The sequence below is a fragment of the Tsukamurella strandjordii genome (genome assembly GCF_039525985.1).
Taxonomy (GTDB): Bacteria; Actinomycetota; Actinomycetes; order Mycobacteriales; family Mycobacteriaceae; genus Tsukamurella; species Tsukamurella strandjordii.
The window spans coordinates 48,153-69,023 of record NZ_BAAAII010000008.1; the positions used below are offsets into that span (position 1 = coordinate 48,153).

Genomic DNA, 20,871 nt, shown 5'->3' on the forward strand with positions numbered 1-20,871 from the left:
TGGCCCACACGATCAGCGACTGGCCGCGGCCGGCGTCGCCCGCCACGAAGACGCCCGGCACGGTCGACTGGAAGTCGTCGCCGCGCGCCACGTTGCCGCGGTCGCTGTACTCGACGCCCAGCTTGTCCAGGAGATCGTCACGCTCGGGGCCGACGAAGCCCATGGCCAGCAGGACGAGATCGGCCTCGATGGTGAAATCGGTGCCCTCGACCTTCTCGAAGCGGCCGCCCTCCATCTTGACCTCGTAGGCCTTGAGCGCGGTGACCTTGCCGTCCTTGCCCAGGAACTCCTCGGTGCTCACGGAGAACACCCGCTCGCCGCCCTCTTCGTGCGCCGAGCTGATGCGGTACATCAGCGGGTAGGTCGGCCACGGGGTCGACTCGGCGCGCTCGCGCGGCGGGACCGGCATGATCTCGAACTGGTGCACCGTCTCCGCGCCCTGGCGCAGCGAGGTGCCGAGGCAGTCGGCACCGGTGTCGCCGCCGCCGATGATGATGACCTTCTTGCCCTTGGCGTGCAGGGGCGGCAGTCCGTCCTCATCGACCACGTCGTCGCCCACCGCGGCCCGGTTGGCCCAGGGCAGGAACTCCATGGCCTGGTGGATGCCGTCCAGTTCGCGGCCGGGGATCGGCAGGTCGCGCCACAGGGTGGCGCCGTTGGCGAGGACCACGGCGTCGTAGTCCTCGCGCAGCTGCTCGACGGTCACATCGACGCCCACGTTGACACCGGTCTTGAAGATGGTGCCCTCGGCGTTCATCTGGGCGAGGCGGCGATCGATGTGCCGCTTCTCCATCTTGAACTCGGGGATGCCGTAGCGGAGCAGGCCGCCGATCCGGTCGGCGCGCTCGTAGACCGTGACGGTGTGGCCGCCGCGCGTGAGCTGCTGCGCCGCAGCGAGACCCGCGGGGCCGGACCCGACGACGGCGACCTTCTTGCCGGTCAGCTTGGTGGGGTGCTCGGGCGAGACCCAGCCCTCGTCGAAGGCGTGGTCGATCAGCTCGACCTCGACCTGCTTGATGGTGACGGGGTCCTGGTTGATGCCCAGCACGCACGAGGCCTCGCAGGGTGCGGGGCACAGCCGCCCGGTGAACTCCGGGAAGTTGTTGGTCGCGTGCAGGCGCTCGATGCCGTCGCGCCAGCGGTCCTTATAGACCAGGTCGTTCCACTCCGGGATCAGGTTACCGAGCGGGCAACCGTTGTGGCAGAACGGGATGCCGCAGTCCATGCAACGGGAGGCCTGCTTGCGCAGCGTGCCGCCGTCGAAGGGCTTGTACACCTCGTTCCAGTCCAGCAGGCGCAGCGGAACCGGCCGGCGCACCGGCAGCTCGCGCGAGTTGTTCTTCAGAAAGCCCTGGGGATCAGCCACGAGCGGCCTCCATCACTGCGTCGTCGATGTTGCGGCCGTCCAGTTCGGCACGCTTGATGGCGGTGAGCACGCGCTTGAAATCGCGCGGCATCACCTTGGCGAAGAGCTGGCGCTCCCGAGCCCAGTTGGCCAGGATCCGTTCCGCGATGGCGGAATCGGTGGCCTCGTAGTGCTTGGTCACGGTGGCGCGTACGAACTCGATATCGGTCTCGTCGAGCGATTCGAGCTCCACGAGCTCGGTGTTGAGGTCGCGCTCGAACTGGCCGTCGGCGTTGTAGACGTAGGCGATGCCGCCGCTCATGCCTGCACCGAAGTTGCGTCCGGTATCGCCGAGCACGATCACCCGGCCGCCGGTCATGTACTCGCAGCCGTGGTCGCCCACGCCCTCGACCACGGCGACCGCGCCCGAGTTGCGCACCGCGAACCGCTCGCCCGCCTTGCCGCGGAGGAAGACCTCGCCCGCGGTGGCGCCGAACAGGATCACGTTGCCCGCGATGATGTTGTCCTCGGCCACGAAGCCCTCGGGGGCGTCCTGCGCCGGGCGCACCACGATGCGGCCGCCGGACAGTCCCTTGCCCACGAAGTCGTTCGCATCGCCCTCGAGCCGCAGCGTGATGCCCTTCGGCACGAAGGCGCCGAAGCTGTTGCCCGCGCTGCCGCGGAAGGTGATGTCGATGGTGTCGTCCGGAAGTCCCTCGGCCCCATAGGCCTTGGTGACCTCGTGTCCGAGCATCGTGCCCACGGTGCGGTTGACGTTGGAGATCGCCGACTGGATCGACACGGGCGCGCCGGTGTCGATCGCCACTCGGGCCTGCGAGATCAGCTGCTGATCGAGTGCCTTCTCCAGCCCGTGCTCCTGCGTCTGCGAGCAGTACGGGTCCTGCTTCATGAACGGCGAATCGACCTGCGCCAGGATCGGTGCGAGATCGAGCTTGCCGGCCTTGGCGCCACCCCAATGCTGCTGCGCCGCCTCGGTGTCGAGCACCTGCGATTGGCCCACGGCCTCCTGCAGGGTGCGGAAGCCGAGCTCGGCGAGCAGCTCACGCACCTCCTCCGCGATGTACAGGAAGAAGTTCTCCACGAACTCCGGCTTGCCGGTGAACCGGCGCCGCAGCACCGGGTTCTGGGTGGCCACGCCCACGGGGCAGGTGTCCAGGTGGCACACGCGCATCATGATGCAGCCCGAGACCACCAGCGGCGCGGTGGCGAAACCGAACTCCTCGCCGCCGAGCAGGGCGGCCACGACCACATCGCGGCCGGTCTTGAGCTGACCGTCGACCTGCACCACGATCCGGTCGCGAAGACCGTTGAGCAGCAGCGTCTGCTGGGTCTCGGCCAGGCCGATCTCCCAGGGGGCGCCGGCGTGCTTGACCGAGGTGAGCGGGGTGGCACCGGTGCCACCGTCGTGACCGGAGATGAGCACCACATCGGCGTGCGCCTTGGAGACGCCCGCGGCCACGGTTCCCACGCCGATCTCGGAGACCAGCTTCACGTGGATGCGGGCCGACGGGTTCGCGTTCTTCAGGTCGTGGATCAGCTGCGCCAGATCCTCGATCGAGTAGATGTCGTGGTGCGGCGGGGGCGAGATCAGGCCCACACCGGGCGTCGAACCGCGGACCTCGGCGACCCACGGGTACACCTTGTGCGGGGGCAGCTGGCCGCCCTCGCCGGGCTTGGCACCCTGCGCCATCTTGATCTGGATGTCGGTGCAGTTGCTCAGGTAGTGCGAGGTCACGCCGAACCGGCCCGAGGCCACCTGCTTGATCGCCGAACGGCGGAAGTCGCCGTTCTCATCGGGCGTGAACCGCGCCGGATCCTCGCCGCCCTCACCGGAGTTCGAGCGACCGCCGAGACGGTTCATGGCGATGGCGAGGGTCTCGTGCGCCTCCGCCGAGATCGAGCCGTAGCTCATGGCACCCGTCGAGAAGCGCTTGACGATCTCGCTGGCGGGCTCCACCTCGTCGATGGAGATCGACGGGCGGTCGCTCCGGAAGCGGAACAGCCCGCGCAGCGAGGCGAGCCGCTCGCTCTGGTCGTCCACCAGCTTGGTGTACTCCTTGAACACCTTGTACTGCCCGGTGCGCGTCGCGTGCTGGAGCTTGAAGACGGTGTCCGGGTTGAACAGGTGGTACTCGCCCTCGCGGCGCCACTGGTACTCGCCGCCCACCTCGAGCTCGCGGTGCGCGAGCTCCTCGGGGCGGTCGTTCATGGCGCGCTTGTGCCGCGCGGCCACATCGGCGGCGATCTCGTCCAGGCCGATGCCGTCCAGCTGGCTCTGCAGGCCGGTGAAGAACTCGTCGACCACGTCCTGCGCGAGGCCGATCACCTGGAACAGCTGGGCGCCGGTGTACGAGGCCAGGGTGGAGATGCCCATCTTCGACATCACCTTGAGCACGCCCTTGCCCGCGGCCTTGACGTAGTTGGCGTTGAGCTTCTCCAGCGGGATGCCGTTGAGCTCACCGCGCAGGTGCATGTCCTCGATCGTGGCGAAGGCCATGTACGGGTTCACCGCTGCGGCACCGCATCCGATGAGCGCGGCCATGTGGTGCACCTCGCGGGCGTCACCCGACTCCACGATCAGGCCGACCCTGGTGCGGCTGCGCTCGCGCACCAGGTGGTGGTGCACGGCGGCGGTCAGCAGCAGCGACGGGATCGGCGCCATCAGCCGGTCGGAGTTGCGGTCCGACAGGATGATCAGGCGCGCGCCACCGGCGATGGCCTCGGAGACCTGCGTGCGCACGGTGTCGAGCGCCTCGTGCAGGCCCTTGCCGCCCTCGGCCACCGCGTACAGGCCGGGGATCACCACGGACCGGAACTCGGGCAGGGTGCCGTCGTCGTTGACCTTGACCAGCTTGATCAGCTCGTCGTTGTTGAGGATCGGCTGGTCCAGGTGGATCTGGCGGCAGCTGACGGGAGTCGGGTTGAGCAGGTCGGACTCGCCGCCGATGGTGCCGCCCAGGCTGGTGACGATCTCCTCGCGGATGGCGTCCAGCGGCGGGTTGGTCACCTGCGCGAAGAGCTGCTGGAAGTAGTCGAACAGCAGGCGCGGGCGCAGCGAGAGCACGGCGACGGGGGTGTCGGTGCCCATGGAGCCGATCGCCTCGGCGCCGGTCTTCGCCATCGGCGTCAGGAGCAGGTTCAGCTCCTCGGTGGTGTAGCCGAACATCTGCTGGCGCTGGGTGACCCGATCGTGCGGCATCACCGGGTGCGGACGGTCGGGCAGCTCCGACAGGCGCAGCAGGCCCTCGTCCAGCCAGTCCTGGTAGGGCTCGGCCGCGGCCAGTTCGTCCTTGATCTCCTTATCGGAGACGATGCGGCCCTGCGCGGTGTCCACCAGGAACATGCGGCCCGGCTGCAAGCGGGTCTTGAAGACCACGTCGCTGTGCGGAATGTCGAGCACGCCGACCTCCGAGCCGAGGACGACGAGGCCGTCCTTGGTGACCCAGATGCGCGACGGGCGAAGGCCGTTGCGGTCGAGCACGGCGCCGATCACGGTGCCGTCGGTGAAGCACACCGAGGCGGGTCCGTCCCAGGGCTCCATGAGCGAGGAGTGGTACTCGTAGAAGGCGCGGCGTGCGGGATCCATGTCCTGGTGGCGCTCCCAGGCCTCCGGGATCATCATGAGCACGGCGTGCGGCAGGCTGCGGCCACCGAGGTGCAGCAGTTCGAGGACCTCGTCGAAACGCGCGGTGTCCGATCCGCCCTCGGTGCAGATCGGGAAGATCTTGTTCTCGGCGTCGGCGCCGAAGACGGTGGGGTCGAGCAGCGACTCGCGCGCCCGCATCCAGTTCTCGTTGCCGCCGACGGTGTTGATCTCACCGTTGTGGGCCACGCGGCGGTACGGGTGGGCCAGCGGCCAGCTGGGGAAGGTGTTCGTGGAGAACCGCGAGTGCACCAGGCCCAGAGCCGATTCCACGCGCTCGTCCTGCAGGTCCTCGAAGAAGCCGCGCAGCTGCGGGGTGGTGAGCATGCCCTTGTAAACGAAGGTCTGGCCGGACAGCGAGGGGAAGTAGACCGACTCCTCGCCCTGCGAGCCCGCGCCGGCACCGTCGGTGCCCAGCTCGCGCTCGACCCGCTTGCGGATCACGAAGCAGCGGCGCTCGAGGTCCATCCCGGACAGCGGCGCACCCTCGGCGTCGGTGCCGGCGATGAACACCTGGCGCATGGTGGGCATGGCGTCGCGGGCCAGGGCGCCCAGCGAGCCGTCGTCGGTGGGCTGATCGCGCCAGCCGAGCACCGTCATGCCCTCTTCGGCGACGATGCGCTCGACGCCCTCAGCCGCCTTGGTGGCCTCGGCGGAGGCCTGCGGGAGGAAGGCGATGCCGGTAGCGTACGCACCCTGGTGCGGCAGCTCGAAGTCGACGACCTCGCGGAAGAAGCGGTCGGGGACCTGGATCAGGATGCCCGCGCCGTCGCCCGTGTTCGGCTCGGCACCGGCGGCACCACGGTGCTCCAGGTTGACCAGCGCGGTGATGGCCTTGTCGACGATGTCGCGGGATTTGCGGCCGTGCATGTCCACCACGAAGGCGACGCCACACGCGTCGTGCTCGTTCGCGGGGTGGTACAGCCCCTGCGGACCCGGGGGGACGAAACGGCTCATCGAATACCTGCCTTAGCGCAGCGCCTCACGGCGGAACGGTGGAAATGAAGGTTCGGTGACGGCATACGTCACCTCAGGCATCGTTGGCTGTACCCGAAACGATAGTTTCCCGGGGCTCTATCACCAAATGAAAGGCCATCCTAACTGGCCCTGACCTGCGCGTTTCGGAAATCTTCGGCGTGCACCGGGAACCACGCCGATCTCGCTGAGGGCGCGCGTCACGTCCCCGGACCGAGGCCGAGGGCCGTTGCCGGCCGCGCGGACCGGTGTTACGTTGAATCTATCCCCCCGGGGGGATATCTTCCGCTTCGGCGGATCCGTTGCCCTCACGTTCTTCTCATCCGCACCACCAGCTCGGAGGCAGTCGATGAACACCGAAGCGCCGCCCGCGATCACGATCTGGCTCGACCCCGTGTGCCCGTACTCCTGGTCCACGGCCCAGTGGCTGCGCGACGCCACCGGCGACACCGCCGCGGTGCGCTGGGAGCAGATGAGCCTCGCGATCCTCAACGAGGGCCGCGACCTGCCCGAACGGGCCCGAGCCCGGATGCGCGACTCCCGCACCGCCGGACGCCTGTTCGCGCGCCTGTCGCAGACGCTGGACCACGACCGGAGGTGGGAGGCACTGCGGGCCTTCACCCGTAGCTACCACGAGGACGGCCGGACGCTCGACGACGAGCTGGTCGCGGCGCTGCAGGCGCAGTTCGGCGGCCCGGTCGCTCAGGACACCACCGACGAATCCCTCGACGCCGCGGTCCTCGAATCGCACATCCGCAGCCAGGACGCGGCGGGCGGCACGGGCGGAAGTCCCCTGATCGACCTGGGCGGGAAGGTCTTCCACGGCCCGGTACTGACCGCGGTCCCCGAGCCCACCGCCGGACGAGAACTCCTCGCCGCCCTCGACACCCTCGCCGCGGTGGACGCCTTCGCGTCCGTCCAGCGGCTCCACCCCGCATCCACACCACCGAGCAGTGACCGGAAGGAAAGTGAGCGAGAATGAGTACGAAGCGAATCGTCATCGCCGGCGCCGGAATCGGCGGGCTCAGCGTGATCAAGGAACTGCGGGAGTCCGGCGTCGCCCTCGACGATGCCGAGATCACCCTGATCAATGAGAACTTCGAGCACTACCTCGGTTTCACCCTGCCCTGGGTGATGCGGGGGTGGCGCACCGCGGACAGCATCCCCATCCGCCCCTCGGAGGCCGGCCTCGCGGGGATTCGGACGATCCGCGCCACGGTGACCGGGGTCGACGCCGCGCCGAAGGAAGTGGTGCTGGACGACGGTGAGCGGGTGCCCTTCGACGCCCTGGTGCTGGCGCTGGGCGCGCGCAACGCTCCGCACCGGGTCCCCGGACTGCAGCAGGCCGTCGACGCCGGAATCGCGGTGCACTTCTACGCCACGGCCGACGCGGAACGCGCCCACCGGGCGCTGTCCGAGTTCCCCGGCGGGCGCCTGGTCTTCCTCGTCGCCTCGATGCCCTTCCGCTGCCCCGTCGCGCCGTACGAGGGCGCCTTCCTGGCCGCCGATCTGCTCGCCGAACGCGGGGTGCGCGATCGCACCGAGATCGCCGTGTACACGCCCGAACCGCAGCCGATGCCCTCCGCCGGTCCCGATGTGGGTCTCGAACTGGCCCAGCACGTCCGGGACGCCGGGATCGGCCTGCACCCGCTGCACCAGGTCACGGAGGTGGACGCCGCGGCGAAGACGGTGCGCTTCGCCAACGGCGAGAACGCTCCGTTCGATCTGCTCGTCTTCGTGCCGCCGCACGAGCCTGCGCTATCGCTGGACGGGGCGGGATGGATCCCCGTCGACCGCGCGAGCATGGGCACCGGACACGACGGGATCTGGGCGATCGGCGATCTGTCCTCCGTCACCTCGCCCACCGACCGACCGCTCCCGAAGGCGGCGATCTTCGCGAAGAACGGTGCGGCCGCGGTGGCCCGGAACGTGCTGCACCACCTCGGACTCGACGATGCGACGGCCGCCCTGTCAGGGCTGGGGTACTGCTACATCGACACCGGCGCCCACGAATCCGCCCGCGGCCAGGGCGATTTCTTCGCCGAACCGCACCCCGATGTGACGCTGACACCCGCTTCCGTACAACTGCACGAGGAGAAGATGCGTGAAGAGCAGCAGTGGCGGTCGTACTGGGAGTGACCCCGTCGCCGACTCACCCGTGATCCCACACAGGTCGCCGGAAGCCTGCGGGGACCGACGGGGCCGCGCAGCAATCGGCGCAGTCACATCGCGAAGGATTCGATTCGGTCCACTCGAAGGCGGTCGCCGACACGAACCTCGCTGCCGACCCGGTCGGTCGCGAGAACGGTGATCGCATTCGCTCCCGCCCTCCAGCATGGCGCCGGCGCGTACAGCGACAGCGTGGGCCCGATGTCCCAATACCGGCCGAGGAGCACGTCGTTCAGCCACACCATGGCTCTACCTGATCCGGGAAAGCTCAGCCAGGCGTCGGCCGGCGTGTCGACGTGCACCGTCGCCACGCTCACCCCGCCTCCATCGCGTGGCAGGACGGGGACATCCGATTCCGTACCAACGAATTCCGGCCGCTCTTCGGGGACGATGCGATGAACCCACCCGTGCACGATCCGGTTCCCGGCGCGGACGCCTCCGAGGATCCCCTTCGCCTCGCCCACCAGTGGGCCGTAGTTGATGCGGCCCAAAGACTCGACCAGGATCGTCAGGCGGCCGCGCCCACCCGCCGCCGGCAGCGGGAGTGCGCACTCGCTTCCCCGCTGCACGATCCCGAGCGGCTGATCGTCCAGGAAGAGCACCGCGCGATCGTGGAGGCCGTCGATAGTCACCTCGGAGTCGGGAGGGTAGGCGAACCCCGCCTCGTAGACCACCGGCGCATTCTCAACGGCGAGGTCCTCGAACCGTGCGGGCACCGGACGCACAGGGCCCGCCGCGGGGAGTCCGCGTAGGTAATCGATGAGCCGCGCTGCCGGGCGAAGCTCAGCGACGGAGTCGGGCAGGAAGGCCGGCGCCTCGGGAACGGGCGGCAAGGGTTCGTTGCGGTACCGCCCGTAACTCGCGCGCACGCGATGGAACTTCTCCGTGAGCCTGCCGTCCTCGCCGATCGGCGCGTCGGAGTCGTAGCTCGTGACGGTCGATTGCAGGCGACCTTCGTGGTTCGCTCCACTCCACAACCCGAAGTTCGTCCCGCCGTGCGCCATGTACAGGCTGACGGAGCCACCTCCGTCCAGTAGGTCGTCCATCGTCTCCATCAGGCTGTCGGCGGATCGGACGTGGTGGACATCGCCCCAGTGATCGAACCAGCCACCCCAAAGCTCGCTGCACATCAACGGCCGGTCCTCGCGACACAACTGCCGGGCACGATCCACCTCCGTCCCGAGGGTGAACGTCGGGAGAGCGCCGGGTACGGCGCCGTGCTCCTGCATGTGGGCGGTGGTTCCGTCGGCAGTGGTGAGCATTTCGACGATGCCGCGTGCCCGTAGCCCGTCCCGCAGGTGTTCCAGGTAGGCGGTATCGCTGCCGTACGATCCGTACTCGTTCTCCACCTGCACCGCCACGATCGGGCCGCCGTGCGCCCCCTGCAGCGGCGCGAGCTTGGGAATGAGCTCGTCGAACCACGTGTCGACGGCCCGCAGGTAGTGCGCATCCGAGGTCCGCAGGGCGCGCGTCCGCCCCGTCAGCCATGCGGGCAGTCCGCCGTTCGACCATTCCGCACAGATGTACGGACCGGGACGCAGATACACGTCGAGGCCGAGCGAAGCCGCGATCTCCAGATACCGGACGATGTCTCGGTCACCCGAAAAATCCGTCCGTCCTTCAACTCCCTCGTGGAAGTTCCAGGGCACGTACGTATCCACGGTGTTCGCGCCCATCGCGGCAAGCCGTTCGAGCCGGTCGCGCCACTGTGCCGGGTGCACTCGGAAGTAGTGGACCGCGCCCGCAAGGATCCGATGTGGACTGCCGTTCTTACGCAGTTCGCCGTCGCTCCAGCCGAGAGTCGCCCGTGCCGATCCAGTCATGGAGTCACTCCTGCCATCGTGACCTCCGGCGTACTCGCCGACCATCGCCGCGCCCGCGAGAGGCTCGTTCACCGGAGGCTGAACGGCTTGCCCCACAGGACCACGGAACCTCTGTCCCCTCCCACGGTGGCCTTCACCTTGGCGAAGAACTTCGCCTGCGCATATCCCGCGCAGCCGTCGACACCGATCGTCTGATCCTGGAACGACAGTGAGCCCGTGCGGCCCTTGAAGTTGAATGCTGTGCCGGGATCCATCCATCCGGCATCGAACTCGTCACCCGGAGCCGGCCACTTGGCTGCGTCGTACGTCAACATCTGCGTACCGATACTTCCCGCGGCCAGACTGAGGCTTGCCCCGGACGTGCCCTTGACACTCGGCTCGACACCGAAACTGCCGTCCGTGACGCCCGTACCCGATTCGCCGCCACCGCCGAGCGAGACGTTCGCCTTGCCCACGTCGACCTGGCACCCGACGGCGTATCCCGCCTGAATCGAACCACCGTCGGCCGATCCTCCAGTGACCGTGACGGATACGATGCCGGACACCCACGCATTGCGCGTGGTCGGCAGTGCCACCATTCCCGGAGAGAATCGCGCGGTGTGATCGTTCACCGTCACGGTGATCGTCGAGTCACCGACGCGATGAGTAACGGTCTTCGTATCGAGCCGCTGGAAGGTGTCGGCTGCGGCCTGGCCGACAGGGGCGACTCCACACAGGAGCGCTGCACCGGCGATCGCGGTGACACCGCGGAGAGTATTCGTGGTCATGTCTTTCCGTTCTGGGGTATGTGATGGCGCGTCAGCGGGACACGCGGGGTCGGGTCGCGGACGGGCTCAGCCGAGCGAGAACGGCGCGCCGTAGAGGAATCCCTGGATTCTGTTGCTGCCCTTGATCTCCACCCAGGTGACGACACGGGCCTGCGCATAGCCCGAACAGTGCTTGATGTCGACGTTGTGGTCCTTGATGGTCACGGTGTGGGTACCGGACTTGGTGAACTTGATCGAGTCGATGGAGCCCGGCGGCTCGTTCCGAGCGAATCCCGTGACACTGCTGGTGGCCCCCGGGGTCAACGGGAGACTCACCGTGGGAGAGACCCCGCCGAGACCGAAGCCCGCAGCGGACCCGAGCGAGGCCGACGGTCCGGTGACCTCGACACCGACGCCGATCTGACCCGGGAACTGGCACCCCACGATCACTCCGACACCCAACTTGCCTTCGATCACCGCGTCGGCAGGGGCCTTCACGGACACCCCACCGATGGTGGTGAGCCACGCCGTGCGCGACTGGGGTGTGGCCATGGACGGTTGAACGGCGACGGCATTGCCGGACGACTTGAGGTTGATCGACCACCCCTCCGGTGCGGGAACCGCACGTTCACCGGATGGGAGCGGGCCCGCGCTCGCGGCAGGGGCCGCCATCGTCGCGATTGCCACGGCGGCGACCATTGCACCGCAGCCCTTCCACACATTGATCTTCACTTCAACACCTTGCTCGTAGGACCGGATCCTGCGCGTCCGGATTACCCGGGGTGCCGTTCAGAAAGGGTGGGAATCACAACGGATACCGTTTCCGAGTTCTCGTACTGAGATACGCCGCGAAGGAGCATCCGTACCTCGAACAACACTTCTGGGGTGTGATGAAGATAACTGGTACTGACCGGGTTACGCAAGGGGGTTATCAAAATAGTTCCGAGGCCCACCGAGGCCCACAAACCGCAGGTCACGGTTCCTTTTGTGCTCCGAACAACAGAAATGGCCGAGCGCACGGGATCGTCCGAAAACATGGCATGGCCACATATTTTTGACACGTTCGGATTGCCATTCGGCCGAATATCGATAATCGACCCAGTGCAATTCACCGCACTTATAGCCGGGCGGAGAATTTCTCACCACCCGGAAGAACCAACTCCCATCAGGAGCCCGCTGGAATAGGCGATCCCTTCGGGGATACAGCAATGCCCTCGCGCGCAGAACTGTGCGCGGCATCGACGATCGCAGCCGTGCGTGCGCCGGCGCGACCGTCCGGCCACGGCGCCCGGCCCTCCCGCACGCTCGCGAGGAACTCCTCGAGCATCCGGGAATCGAGATCTGCGCCGAACGGCACCCACGCAGCACCGTCCACGGTGTCTCCGGACAGTCCTGCCCCGAACGGGGCGATCGACATCGTCGCCTCGGTTCCCTCGACAGTCAGGGTGAGGTCGCCCCACCGCGCCGACGCAGCGGGGCGTGACCACGAGCAGTCGATCGTTCCGATGACGCCGCTCGGGTAGACGAGCGACACCAGGCCTGCGGTCTCCACATCGCCGGCGCTCGGAATGACGGAGTTCGCCACTGCGTACACCTGGGAAGGGATCTCGCCGAGCAGAGCGTCGATCAGATCCGCGCAGTGCACGACGTGATCGGTGAGCGCACCACCGCCGGCCTTCGCACGGTCCACGAACCAATTGCGCCCCTGGGGGATCTTTCCGTTGTTCGTTCCACGGATGCTGATCACCCGCCCCAGCGCTCCCCGCTCGACGGCATCGCAGAGCTCGGCGAACTCGGGGGCGAACCGAACCGGGTAGGCGGTCATCAGACGCACGCCGGCAGCATCCGCAGCGGCTACCATGGCGTTCGCATCCTCGGCGGAGGTCGCCAGCGGCTTCTCGCAGAGGACGTGCACGCCATGGGCCGCAGCCTCCTCCGTCAATCGCCGGTGTCGGTCGTTCTCGGCGCAGATCACCACCGCATCGGGCTGCCACCGGTAGAGCGCATCGCCCGCCAGGTAGTCGATCCCGTACTGCGCGGCGAGATCCGCTCCACGGGGACCCTCCTCGTTGCTCGTCACGCCGTCGTCGTCGCTCAGGGCCACGATCACGTCGGGTCGCCGCGCGAGCAGTTCCAAGTACGACGCCGCGTGCACATGGGCCGCGGAGACGACCACGATCCGCATCGGGTTCTCGGCGCTCTCGACCATGGTCTTCTCCTTCGTGGTTCCGGTGGTCATAGCAGTGCTTCGTCGAAGGCGACGGGACGGCCGCTCGCGATCGATTCGGATGCCGCCTGCGCCAGGGCGATGGCGATCACCCCGTCCCGCGTGGACACCCGCGGCTCGGTTCCCGCGACGATCGCCTCGGCGAGGTCCCTGATCTCGAGGAGGTACGGGCTCTGGGAGGGATCCCCGGCAGGCAGGTAACCGGCCGGCGGCTCGCTCCCCACGCGCGTGGCCGTGCGGGTCTCCGCACTCGAATGGCGCAGGACGCCGGCGCTGCCCGCCACTTCCACCGAGGTGGCGAAGGGGAGCGACCGCGCGCCCCAGAGTCCCTGCGCCAGGCTGATCGCACCGGATGCGTGCGTCAGCGTGACATGTGCCGCTGCGGCATCCGGAGTCTTTCCGCCGATGGAGGCCGGTGCCTGTGCGGCGTAGACACTGGTGATCGGGCCCGCGATCCATCGGGCCTGGTCCAGATCGTGCAGCATCTGGTCCATCACGATTCCACCGCTGAGCTCCTCGTCGAAGAACCAGGAGCCAGCGGCGGGTGCCCCGCTCGACCTCGAGAATCGCAGCACCGCAAGATCACCCAGCAGGCCGTCGTCCGCTGCTTGCTTGATCGCCACGTACTCGGGGAAGTACCGCACGACGTGCGCCGGGATCAACCGGACACCGGCGTGCTGCGCCGCGGCGATCATCTCAGTGGCGTCGGCGACGTTCCGCGCCAAGGGTTTCTCGCAGATCACGTCCTTCCCTGCGGCGATCGCGGCGAGGACGATCTCCTTGTGTGAGGGCGTCGGTGTGACGACGTCGACGATGTCGCAGAGGTCCCAGAGTTCATCCAGCGCCGGTACGGCACGCCCCCCGGTTGCCGCGACGACCTCGTCTGCGCCGGCGAGCGAGTAGACGGCCACGTCGGCCCCGAGGTGCGCCCACGCCTCCGCGTGCGCCGCGGAGATCATCCCGGCGCCGACCATCCCGATGCGAAGTCGATGATTCACGTCGTCTCTCGTTTCGTTGTGATTGTTCTTCGATTGCGGCCGAACAGCTTGTGCTGCCTACTCATCAGCGGCACCGGCTCGCGCACCGATCCCGCGCCCCAAGCTCGACGATGCCAAGTCGGGCAAGGGGACGTCCGGCATCTCGAACACCGGTTCGGCCGCGAGATCGTACGCAAGCGTGAGCGCCCCGATGAGGGGCGCATCCGCGCCCAGCGGCGAGGTCACCATGGTGTGCTCCACCGGGACGTCGACGAGCTCGGCGACCGCGGCACGTATCGGTCGCAAGAGGGCCTCACCAGCCTGCGACAACCCTCCGCCGATCACCACGATCTCGGGATCGATCAGCATCACGATCGCCGCGAGCCCGCGCGCCGCCTCGCCGACGACCTCGCGGACCTCCGCCTCCGCACCCACATCGCCGAGTGCGGCGAGTTCCAGTACGTCCTTCGCCGTCGCTGCGGACTTCCATTCGGCATTGGCACGATCGGGGGAGAACAGCACGCCACCCACCTCACCTACGGCGTAGTGGCTTCCGCGCAGCACCCGTCCGTTGACGACTGACCCGACCGAGAAGCGGTGTCCGGCATGGAAGTAGACCACCGATTCGCACCCTCGCGCGATACCCATGCGGTGCTCGCCGGCCGTTGCCAGCCTGGTGTCGTTATCGACGACGACCGGACACGAGTAGCGCTCACTGAGCAGGGTCGCCGGATTCGCACCGACCCAGTCACCCAGATTGTCCGACACCACGATGCGCCCGTCCTCGCTGACGAGTCCGGTGACGCTGACGGCGATCGCCAGGACCCGTTCCACGCCTGCACGGGACACCGCCTCCTCGACCAACCCGGTCAACTCGTCCGGGCGCAGAGCACCGCCACGCGCATCCGAGCTCCGCTCGCTCGTCGCCAGGACATCGCCCACGAGATCGCTCACCACGACTCGGCTCCGGTGCGCGCCGAGATCCACGCCCACCACCACGCCGAAGGACGCGGCGAACTCGAACCTCCGTGCCGGCCTGCCCGCGCCGGGTGTGGGCACGATCCCCTCGTCCAGTACCAGTCCCGTGCTGACGAGCTCGTCGAGAATGGTCTCGACGGTGACCCGGCTCAGCTCCGTGGCCTCGGCGATCCCGGCGATCGAGGAGGGGCCTCGATCCCGCAGCGCGACGGCACAGGCGGCGGTGTTCGCCCGCTTGATGTCGACGCCGGCCAGCTTCCATCCCGGTCGCACAGTGGACTCCGATCTCCTCGTCATGCTGGGCGCATCCCCTCTGTATCGGTCATGAGTCCGCCAACTCCCGGCGCACCTCGTCACGCAGCCGTCCGAGATTCTCGGGATCCGGGGCGGCGGCCAACAGGGTCTTGGTGTACTCGTGCTGCGGATTCAGGATCACGTCACTGCTCGGGCCGCGCTCCACCACTTCACCGTGGTACAGCACCATGATCTCGTCACTGAAATGTCGTGCGGTAGCGAGGTCGTGCGTGATGTACAGAACGCCCAGATTCTCCTCGGACTGAAGATCGGAGAGCAGATTGAGCACTCCGAGGCGAATGGACACGTCCAGCATCGACACCGGTTCATCGGCGATGATGAACCGTGCTCCCGGCGCCAGTGCCCGCGCGATGGCGACGCGCTGACGCTGGCCACCGGACAGCTCGTGCGGCCGTCGATTCGCAAAGTTCTCGGCAGGGCTGAGCCGCACCCGTTCCAGCAGCTCGAGCGCTCGTGCTCGGACCTCGGTACGGGAGAGCTTCGGATGGTGGATCTTCAGCGGCCGCTCCAGATGGTGGATGATGGAGTGGAACGGGTTGAGCGAGGCGAACGGATCCTGGAACACCATCTGCACCTGGGACCGGTACCGCGCGAGCGAACGTCCGCGGTTTCCGGACGGCTGACCGTCCAACAGGATCTCGCCCGACGACGGGGTCTCGAGCTTCATCAGCATCCGTGCGATGGTCGATTTTCCGGACCCCGATTCTCCGACCAGTGCGATGGTCTTCCCCGCCTCCAGGGTGAAGGAGACGTCTTTGACGGCATTCAGCACGGTGGTCCTGGTGCCGGACCGGAGCTTGAAGTCCTTGACCAGGTTTCGTGCTTCCAGCCGCGGACCGCGTATCGAGTCGTTCATCGCGTCCCCTCTTCCTGTGCCTGCCCGCGGGAACGGACGAAGTCTCCGTGCTCGCCACGGAGACTGGGGAAGCTCGACAGGAGCTTCTTGGTGTACTCGTGCTGCGGTGTGCGGTAGATCGCCTCCGCCGTCCCCTGCTCGACGATCTGCCCCTGGAGCATCACCGCGATCCGATCGCTGATCTCGATGAGCATCGGGAGATCGTGAGTGATGAAGACGACGGCGAAGCCCAGCCGTTCGCGCAGCCTCATGATCTCGCGGATGATGTCCCGCTGAACCACCACGTCGAGTGCTGTCGTGGGTTCGTCCATGATCATGACCTGCGGATCGAGTGCCAGAGCCATGGCGATCATCATTCGCTGCCGCATGCCGCCGGAGAGCTCATGGGGGAAGCTGTCGAGGCGTCCGGGGTCCACACCCACCAGTCTGAGCAGTTCCCGTGCCCGTTCGGTCTTCTCTCCCTTCGACATGCCAGGACGGTGCGTATCGAAGACGTCGAAGATCTGGGCCTTCACACTGATCACCGGATTCAACGAGTTCATCGCGCCCTGGAAGACCATGGAGATCTTGTCCCACCGGAATGCGCGAAGCTCATCGTCGGCGAGGGCGACGACGTCGATGTCCTCGCCGGAACGGTCGTGGAAGACGACCTCTCCGCCGGTCATCAGAGCGGGCGCCTTCAACAGCCGATTCAGGCCGTACGCGAGCGTCGTCTTACCGCAACCCGATTCGCCTGCCAGGCCGAGGATCTCACCTCGGTGGAGCGTCAGAGACACGCCACGGACGGCCCGGACCGGCGGGACCACCTCGTACTCGATCGAGACGTTCCGGGCGGATAGGACGGGCTGCGCCTCGGTTCCCGCGGTCATGCCGTGACTCCCTTCGTCTTCGCTGCCTTACGCACGCTGCGCGCCGCGGCGGGAGCGGTACGCAGCCGCGGGTTGATGATCTCGTCGATGGCGAAGTTGATGAGCGCCAGACCGCACCCCAGAAGGGCGATCATGATGCCCGGCGGGATGAACCACCACCAGGCACCCTGCGCCAGCGCCTGCCCGCTCTGGGCGTCGTTGAGCACCGTTCCCCAGGTTATCGACGAGTTGGGCCCGAGACCGAGGTACGACAGGCCCGCCTCGCCGAGGACCGCGAAGATGATGGAGAGCAGGAGCTGCGACGCCAAGAGCGGCAGGAGGTTCGGCATGATCTCGACGAGGATGATCCGGTGCGGGCGCTCTCCCGCCACCTTCGCCGCGGACACGTAATCACGCGATCTCAGCGAACGGGTCTGCAGGCGCAGGACGTACGCCCCACCGGCCCACGCGGTGATTCCCAGCACGCCCGCCACCAGCAGCCAGCTGCGTTGCTGAGCGAAGGCCGCGATCACCATCACCAGTGGAAGCCCCGGGATAACGATCATCACGTTCGTGAACAACGCGAGCAGGTCTTCTCTCCACCCGCCCAGGTACCCCGCGAGCACGCCGAACACCAACGACAGCACCAACGCGATCCCGCCGGCCACCACACCGACCTGCAGCGAGCCCAGCGCACCGTGCGCCAACTGTGCGAGCACATCGTTACCGAGTTTCGTGGTACCGAGGAGGTGCTCCGCCGACGGCGGCGCGAGGTTCGGGTTATCGCTGTTGCGCGGATCCTGGACGAAGAACGGGGCCACGATCGCGAACAGGACGATCGCGGTGACGAGGGAGACGCCGAGCACGAACTTCGACGATCGTCCCGGTAGCAGCCCGTGTCGGCCGCGCGGTGCCGGCGCCCCGGGGAGAGGTCCGATATCGGTGCCGGCTTCGGACGACTCACCGGGAATCACACCGGTTGTTTGCAGTACGTTCTGGGTGTCAGACATTTTGGCGCGCCCTCGGATCGACGAAGCCATAGACCAGGTCCATGACGAAGTTGGCGGCGAGCACGGTGAGCGTGATCACCAGGAACAACCCCTGCATGAGGGCGTAGTCGTTGTTGCCGATCGCCTCGAACATCAGCTTGCCGACCCCCGGATAGGTGAACACGAGCTCCATCACGATCGAACCCGCGACCACGAATCCCAATGAGATCGAGAATCCCGCGATCGATGGGATCACCGCATTGCGCGCCGCGTACGCGGTCAGGATCCGGCGCACCCGTAGCCCTTTCGCCTCCGCCGTCAGGACGTAGTCCTCGGCGAGAGTGGACACCATCATGTTCCGCATCCCGAAGAGGTAGCCGCCCACGGAACTGAGCACGATGGTGATCGCCGGCAGTATCGCGTGTTTGACCGCACTGACCAGGAACGCGAAGGACGCGGCCGGGCCATCCGGGAACTCGAAGACGTCGTAACCGCCGAAGATCGGGAACCATCCCAGGCCCACGCCGAACACCGCCACCAGGAGCAACGCCAGCCAGAAGTACGGAATCGATTGCAGCATCGTGGTAGCGGGGATCAGATTGTCCACCCACGTGCCGCGCTTCCATCCCGCCCACGCGCCCAGCGTGATCCCCAGGACGAAGGCGATCACAGTGGCGGTGCCGACCAGCACCAGCGTCCAGGGGAGCGCCTCCGTGATCAGCTCCGAGACCGGGGTGGGGAACTGCGTCACGGAGATTCCGAGATCTCCGTGGAGCAGCCTTCCCCAGTACGAGAGGTACTGGTCCCACAGCGGACGGTCGTCACTGCCGAACATCCTTCGCATGTTCAGGATCATGCCCTCGCTGACGGTGCCGCCTTGCTGCTGCATCCGGGCGATCATGATCTCCGCCGGATCGCCCGGCATGAGCCGGGGAAGCAAGAAGTTCAGCGAGATCGCGGCCCACAGCGTGAATGCGTAGAATCCGAATCTCCGTGCATAGAAAGCCATATCGCTACCTCCTGGAGCCTTCCGCCGCGGCCGGAACGATCACCGCACCGACTACTTCTTCGGCTTGAGCTGGGTGAGGACGTAGCCGGCGTGCATACCGGTCCACGGCGGCGCATCCGCGTAGTCGTTGTCCTTGGTCACCCAGCCGGTGTAGTCCTTCGCGTTGTAGAACGCGAGCGAGGGCGACAGAACCAGCGGGATGTACGGCAGATCGCGGGCGATCTCGGTCTGGATGACGCCGTACTGCTTCTTCACCGTGGCCTCATCGTCGGTCGACTGGACGGCCCGGAGTGCATCGTCCACCACGGCGTTGTTGTAGCGGACGAAGTTGAAACGGCCGGCGGGCGGAGTGGTACCGACCCTGCTCGTCGATCCGAACGACAGGCCGCCGAACCATTCGCTGTACACCTGGTAGGGGTCGGTGACCGCCGTACCGGCGACGTTCATCACGATCAGCTGGAAATTGCCGGACTGCCGCAGCGAGGTGAGCTGCGCCGGCTGGGCGGTCGAGTAGGTGAGTTTGATTCCGGCGGCCGCCGCCTGCGTGACGACCAGCTTGGCCGTATCCACGAGATCGGTGGCTCCGTCTGCGGAGAGAAGTTTGATCTCCAGCGGAACGCCGCCCTTGGCGTAGAAGCCATCACCGCCCTTGACGTACCCGGCGGATTCGAGAATGCGGCCGGCCTCTGCGACATTCGGCTTCTGCGGGCTGATCAGGTTCGCCGGATCGGCGATCATCGCCCGGTCACGGGTCGGGACGATCATCGTCGGCGAGACCTCCTTCGCCAGGCCGGAGAACGCCTTGTCCTTGATCGCCGTGCGATCCACCGCCGCGTTCAACGCCTGCCGCACAGCGGGATCGGTCTGCGGGCCGGTGCATCCCAGCTCCGCGCTCGAACACGTGAAGAGCGTCGTCGGGTCCTGCGCCTGGTTGGTGTACTGAATGGTGCCGTTAGCAGTCACCGAGTCGGGATTCGGGACGAAGAACCCCGCCCAATCGAGCTTGCCCGCGGACAGCAGGTCCTGTGCCGACTGGTTGTTGTTGATCCCGATGTACTGGACCTTCTTCACGCCCAGTCCGTCGTAGTCGCGGTAGTTCTTGTTGGCCACCATGGTGTACGAACCACTACTCACCGAATCCACCACGTAGGCACCGGAGCCCACGGGCTTCTCATTCGTGAAGGTCGCGAAGTCCGTGATCTTCGACCAGATGTGCTCGGGGACGATCGGGGTGAATTGGAGCAGGACGACCTTCTTCGCGAACTGCGGGCGTGCGAAGGTCAGCACCGCCGTCGAATCGTCGGGCGCCGCCGCCGAGGTCAACCCGACGCTCTCGGGGTGCTTCGCTTCGTAGTTGAACGAGAAGGCGACATCTTTCGCCGTGAGCGGCGTGCCATCACTCCACTTGAGACCGGGCTTGATCTTGACCGTGAGCTGCTTGCCATCAGGACTGAAGGCGAAGGAATCGCCGATCAGGCCAACCGGTTCGGAGCCCTGCTGTCGCCCGAAGATGAACAACGGCTCGTAGATCGATCCCAGGGATGAAGCGAGCGCGAGCGGCGAATACGGGTTGAAGTTCGGCTTGACCGGGGTCTCCGCTCCGGCCCAGACGCGCAGCGTCCCGTCGCTGCTACCGCCACTGTCACCACACGCCGCCGCACCGAAGACGAGTGCTGCCACACTCACTCCTACCGTTGCCGCGCGGCCGAATCGACGGCTAGCTGATCGGATCATGATCACTGCTTCCTCTCACTGCACTGCACGCCGGAGGATTCCGGCGCGGACAGACGAACCTGTCGGTGTGTGCAGATTCGGCGCTCCCTCGACGGACCCCACCCCGGAATCCCGCGGTATTCGCCCGTAGCGCTTCTCGGCACGGGAATAATGTAACCCCATTACGTAACCCTGTCACTCAAATCGCCCAAGTTCGCCCCGTCGATCTGCGTAATG

General features: G+C 67.0%; 15 protein-coding genes and 1 pseudogene. 2 read left to right on the plus strand and 14 right to left on the minus strand.

Features of this window, described 5'->3' with window-relative positions:
• Positions 1–1,366: glutamate synthase subunit beta (locus ABD108_RS14820; protein WP_343930678.1), on the minus strand; the 1,366-nt coding region annotated here is incomplete at its 3' end.
• Positions 1,359–5,966 (minus strand): glutamate synthase large subunit, encoded by a 4,608-nt coding sequence (gene gltB, locus ABD108_RS14825; RefSeq protein WP_343930679.1) that lies wholly within the window; start codon positions 5,964–5,966, stop codon positions 1,359–1,361. The genes gltB and ABD108_RS14820, both read right to left, overlap by 8 nt.
• A gap of 367 nt (positions 5,967–6,333) precedes the next feature.
• Here gltB and ABD108_RS14830 point away from each other — a divergent pair, with 367 nt between their 5' ends.
• A complete protein-coding gene (locus tag ABD108_RS14830) occupies positions 6,334–6,966 on the plus strand; it encodes a DsbA family protein (protein WP_305112525.1) in 633 nt (210 codons plus the stop codon).
• Positions 6,963–8,123, plus strand: coding sequence for an NAD(P)/FAD-dependent oxidoreductase (locus tag ABD108_RS14835; protein WP_343930680.1), 1,161 nt, complete (start codon positions 6,963–6,965; stop codon positions 8,121–8,123). The genes ABD108_RS14830 and ABD108_RS14835 overlap by 4 nt, the downstream gene beginning before the upstream one ends.
• An 83-nt stretch (positions 8,124–8,206) precedes the next feature.
• Here the strand turns inward: ABD108_RS14835 and ABD108_RS14840 are convergent, their stop codons facing one another.
• The 12 genes and pseudogenes from ABD108_RS14840 to ABD108_RS14895 form a co-directional block, all read right to left on the minus strand.
• A complete protein-coding gene (locus ABD108_RS14840) occupies positions 8,207–9,976 on the minus strand; it encodes a glycoside hydrolase family 35 protein (protein ID WP_343930681.1) in 1,770 nt (589 codons plus the stop codon).
• Positions 9,977–10,044: 68 nt separating this feature from the next.
• Entirely contained in the window at positions 10,045–10,743 is a 699-nt protein-coding gene (locus ABD108_RS14845) for an MspA family porin (protein WP_343930682.1), read from the minus strand.
• Between the two features lie 66 nt (positions 10,744–10,809).
• Positions 10,810–11,454, minus strand: a complete 645-nt coding sequence (locus ABD108_RS14850) for an MspA family porin (protein ID WP_343930683.1) — start codon at positions 11,452–11,454, stop codon at positions 10,810–10,812.
• Between the two features lie 433 nt (positions 11,455–11,887).
• Positions 11,888–12,961 (minus strand): Gfo/Idh/MocA family protein, encoded by a 1,074-nt coding sequence (locus tag ABD108_RS14855; RefSeq protein WP_343930684.1) that lies wholly within the window; start codon positions 12,959–12,961, stop codon positions 11,888–11,890.
• Positions 12,958–13,593 (minus strand): Gfo/Idh/MocA family protein, encoded by a 636-nt coding sequence (locus ABD108_RS14860; RefSeq protein WP_343930927.1) that lies wholly within the window; start codon positions 13,591–13,593, stop codon positions 12,958–12,960. Before ABD108_RS14860 ends, ABD108_RS14855 begins: the two co-directional genes overlap by 4 nt.
• Positions 13,594–13,611: 18 nt before the next feature.
• A pseudogene (locus ABD108_RS14865) lies at positions 13,612–13,959 on the minus strand (Gfo/Idh/MocA family protein); the annotation flags it as partial.
• 45 nt (positions 13,960–14,004) lie between these two features.
• Positions 14,005–15,201, minus strand: a complete 1,197-nt coding sequence (locus ABD108_RS14870) for an ROK family transcriptional regulator (protein ID WP_343930685.1) — start codon at positions 15,199–15,201, stop codon at positions 14,005–14,007.
• Positions 15,202–15,226: 25 nt separating this feature from the next.
• Complete coding sequence (locus tag ABD108_RS14875) at positions 15,227–16,075, minus strand: ABC transporter ATP-binding protein (RefSeq protein ID WP_305112534.1); 849 nt, start codon at positions 16,073–16,075, stop codon at positions 15,227–15,229.
• On the minus strand, positions 16,072–16,944 hold the full coding sequence (locus ABD108_RS14880) for an ABC transporter ATP-binding protein (protein WP_305112535.1): 873 nt from the start codon (positions 16,942–16,944) through the stop codon (positions 16,072–16,074). Before ABD108_RS14880 ends, ABD108_RS14875 begins: the two co-directional genes overlap by 4 nt.
• Positions 16,941–17,933, minus strand: a complete 993-nt coding sequence (locus tag ABD108_RS14885) for an ABC transporter permease (RefSeq protein ID WP_305112537.1) — start codon at positions 17,931–17,933, stop codon at positions 16,941–16,943. The genes ABD108_RS14880 and ABD108_RS14885 overlap by 4 nt, the downstream gene beginning before the upstream one ends.
• Positions 17,926–18,921 carry an ABC transporter permease gene (locus tag ABD108_RS14890; RefSeq protein WP_305112539.1) on the minus strand — a complete coding sequence of 332 codons (996 nt, stop codon included), beginning with the start codon at positions 18,919–18,921 and terminating at the stop codon, positions 17,926–17,928. Before ABD108_RS14890 ends, ABD108_RS14885 begins: the two co-directional genes overlap by 8 nt.
• A gap of 51 nt (positions 18,922–18,972) precedes the next feature.
• The gene (locus ABD108_RS14895; protein ID WP_305112540.1) at positions 18,973–20,601 is read right to left on the minus strand and encodes an ABC transporter substrate-binding protein; all 1,629 of its coding nucleotides are present in this window, start codon (positions 20,599–20,601) and stop codon (positions 18,973–18,975) included.
• Between the last annotated feature and the right edge of the window lie 270 nt (positions 20,602–20,871).

What these genes read in the sequence shown, in the direction of transcription:
- gltB (WP_343930679.1), bottom strand. Translation starts at nt 5,966, where the DNA reads ATGAGCCGTTTCGTCCCCCCGGGTCCGCAGGGGCTGTACCACCCCGCG.
- ABD108_RS14830 (WP_305112525.1), top strand. Translation starts at nt 6,334, where the DNA reads ATGAACACCGAAGCGCCGCCCGCGATCACGATCTGGCTCGACCCCGTG.
- ABD108_RS14835 (WP_343930680.1), top strand. Translation starts at nt 6,963, where the DNA reads ATGAGTACGAAGCGAATCGTCATCGCCGGCGCCGGAATCGGCGGGCTC.
- ABD108_RS14840 (WP_343930681.1), bottom strand. Translation starts at nt 9,976, where the DNA reads ATGACTGGATCGGCACGGGCGACTCTCGGCTGGAGCGACGGCGAACTG.
- ABD108_RS14845 (WP_343930682.1), bottom strand. Translation starts at nt 10,743, where the DNA reads ATGACCACGAATACTCTCCGCGGTGTCACCGCGATCGCCGGTGCAGCG.
- ABD108_RS14855 (WP_343930684.1), bottom strand. Translation starts at nt 12,961, where the DNA reads ATGACCACCGGAACCACGAAGGAGAAGACCATGGTCGAGAGCGCCGAG.
- ABD108_RS14870 (WP_343930685.1), bottom strand. Translation starts at nt 15,201, where the DNA reads ATGACGAGGAGATCGGAGTCCACTGTGCGACCGGGATGGAAGCTGGCC.
- ABD108_RS14875 (WP_305112534.1), bottom strand. Translation starts at nt 16,075, where the DNA reads ATGAACGACTCGATACGCGGTCCGCGGCTGGAAGCACGAAACCTGGTC.
- ABD108_RS14880 (WP_305112535.1), bottom strand. Translation starts at nt 16,944, where the DNA reads ATGACCGCGGGAACCGAGGCGCAGCCCGTCCTATCCGCCCGGAACGTC.
- ABD108_RS14885 (WP_305112537.1), bottom strand. Translation starts at nt 17,933, where the DNA reads ATGTCTGACACCCAGAACGTACTGCAAACAACCGGTGTGATTCCCGGT.
- ABD108_RS14890 (WP_305112539.1), bottom strand. Translation starts at nt 18,921, where the DNA reads ATGGCTTTCTATGCACGGAGATTCGGATTCTACGCATTCACGCTGTGG.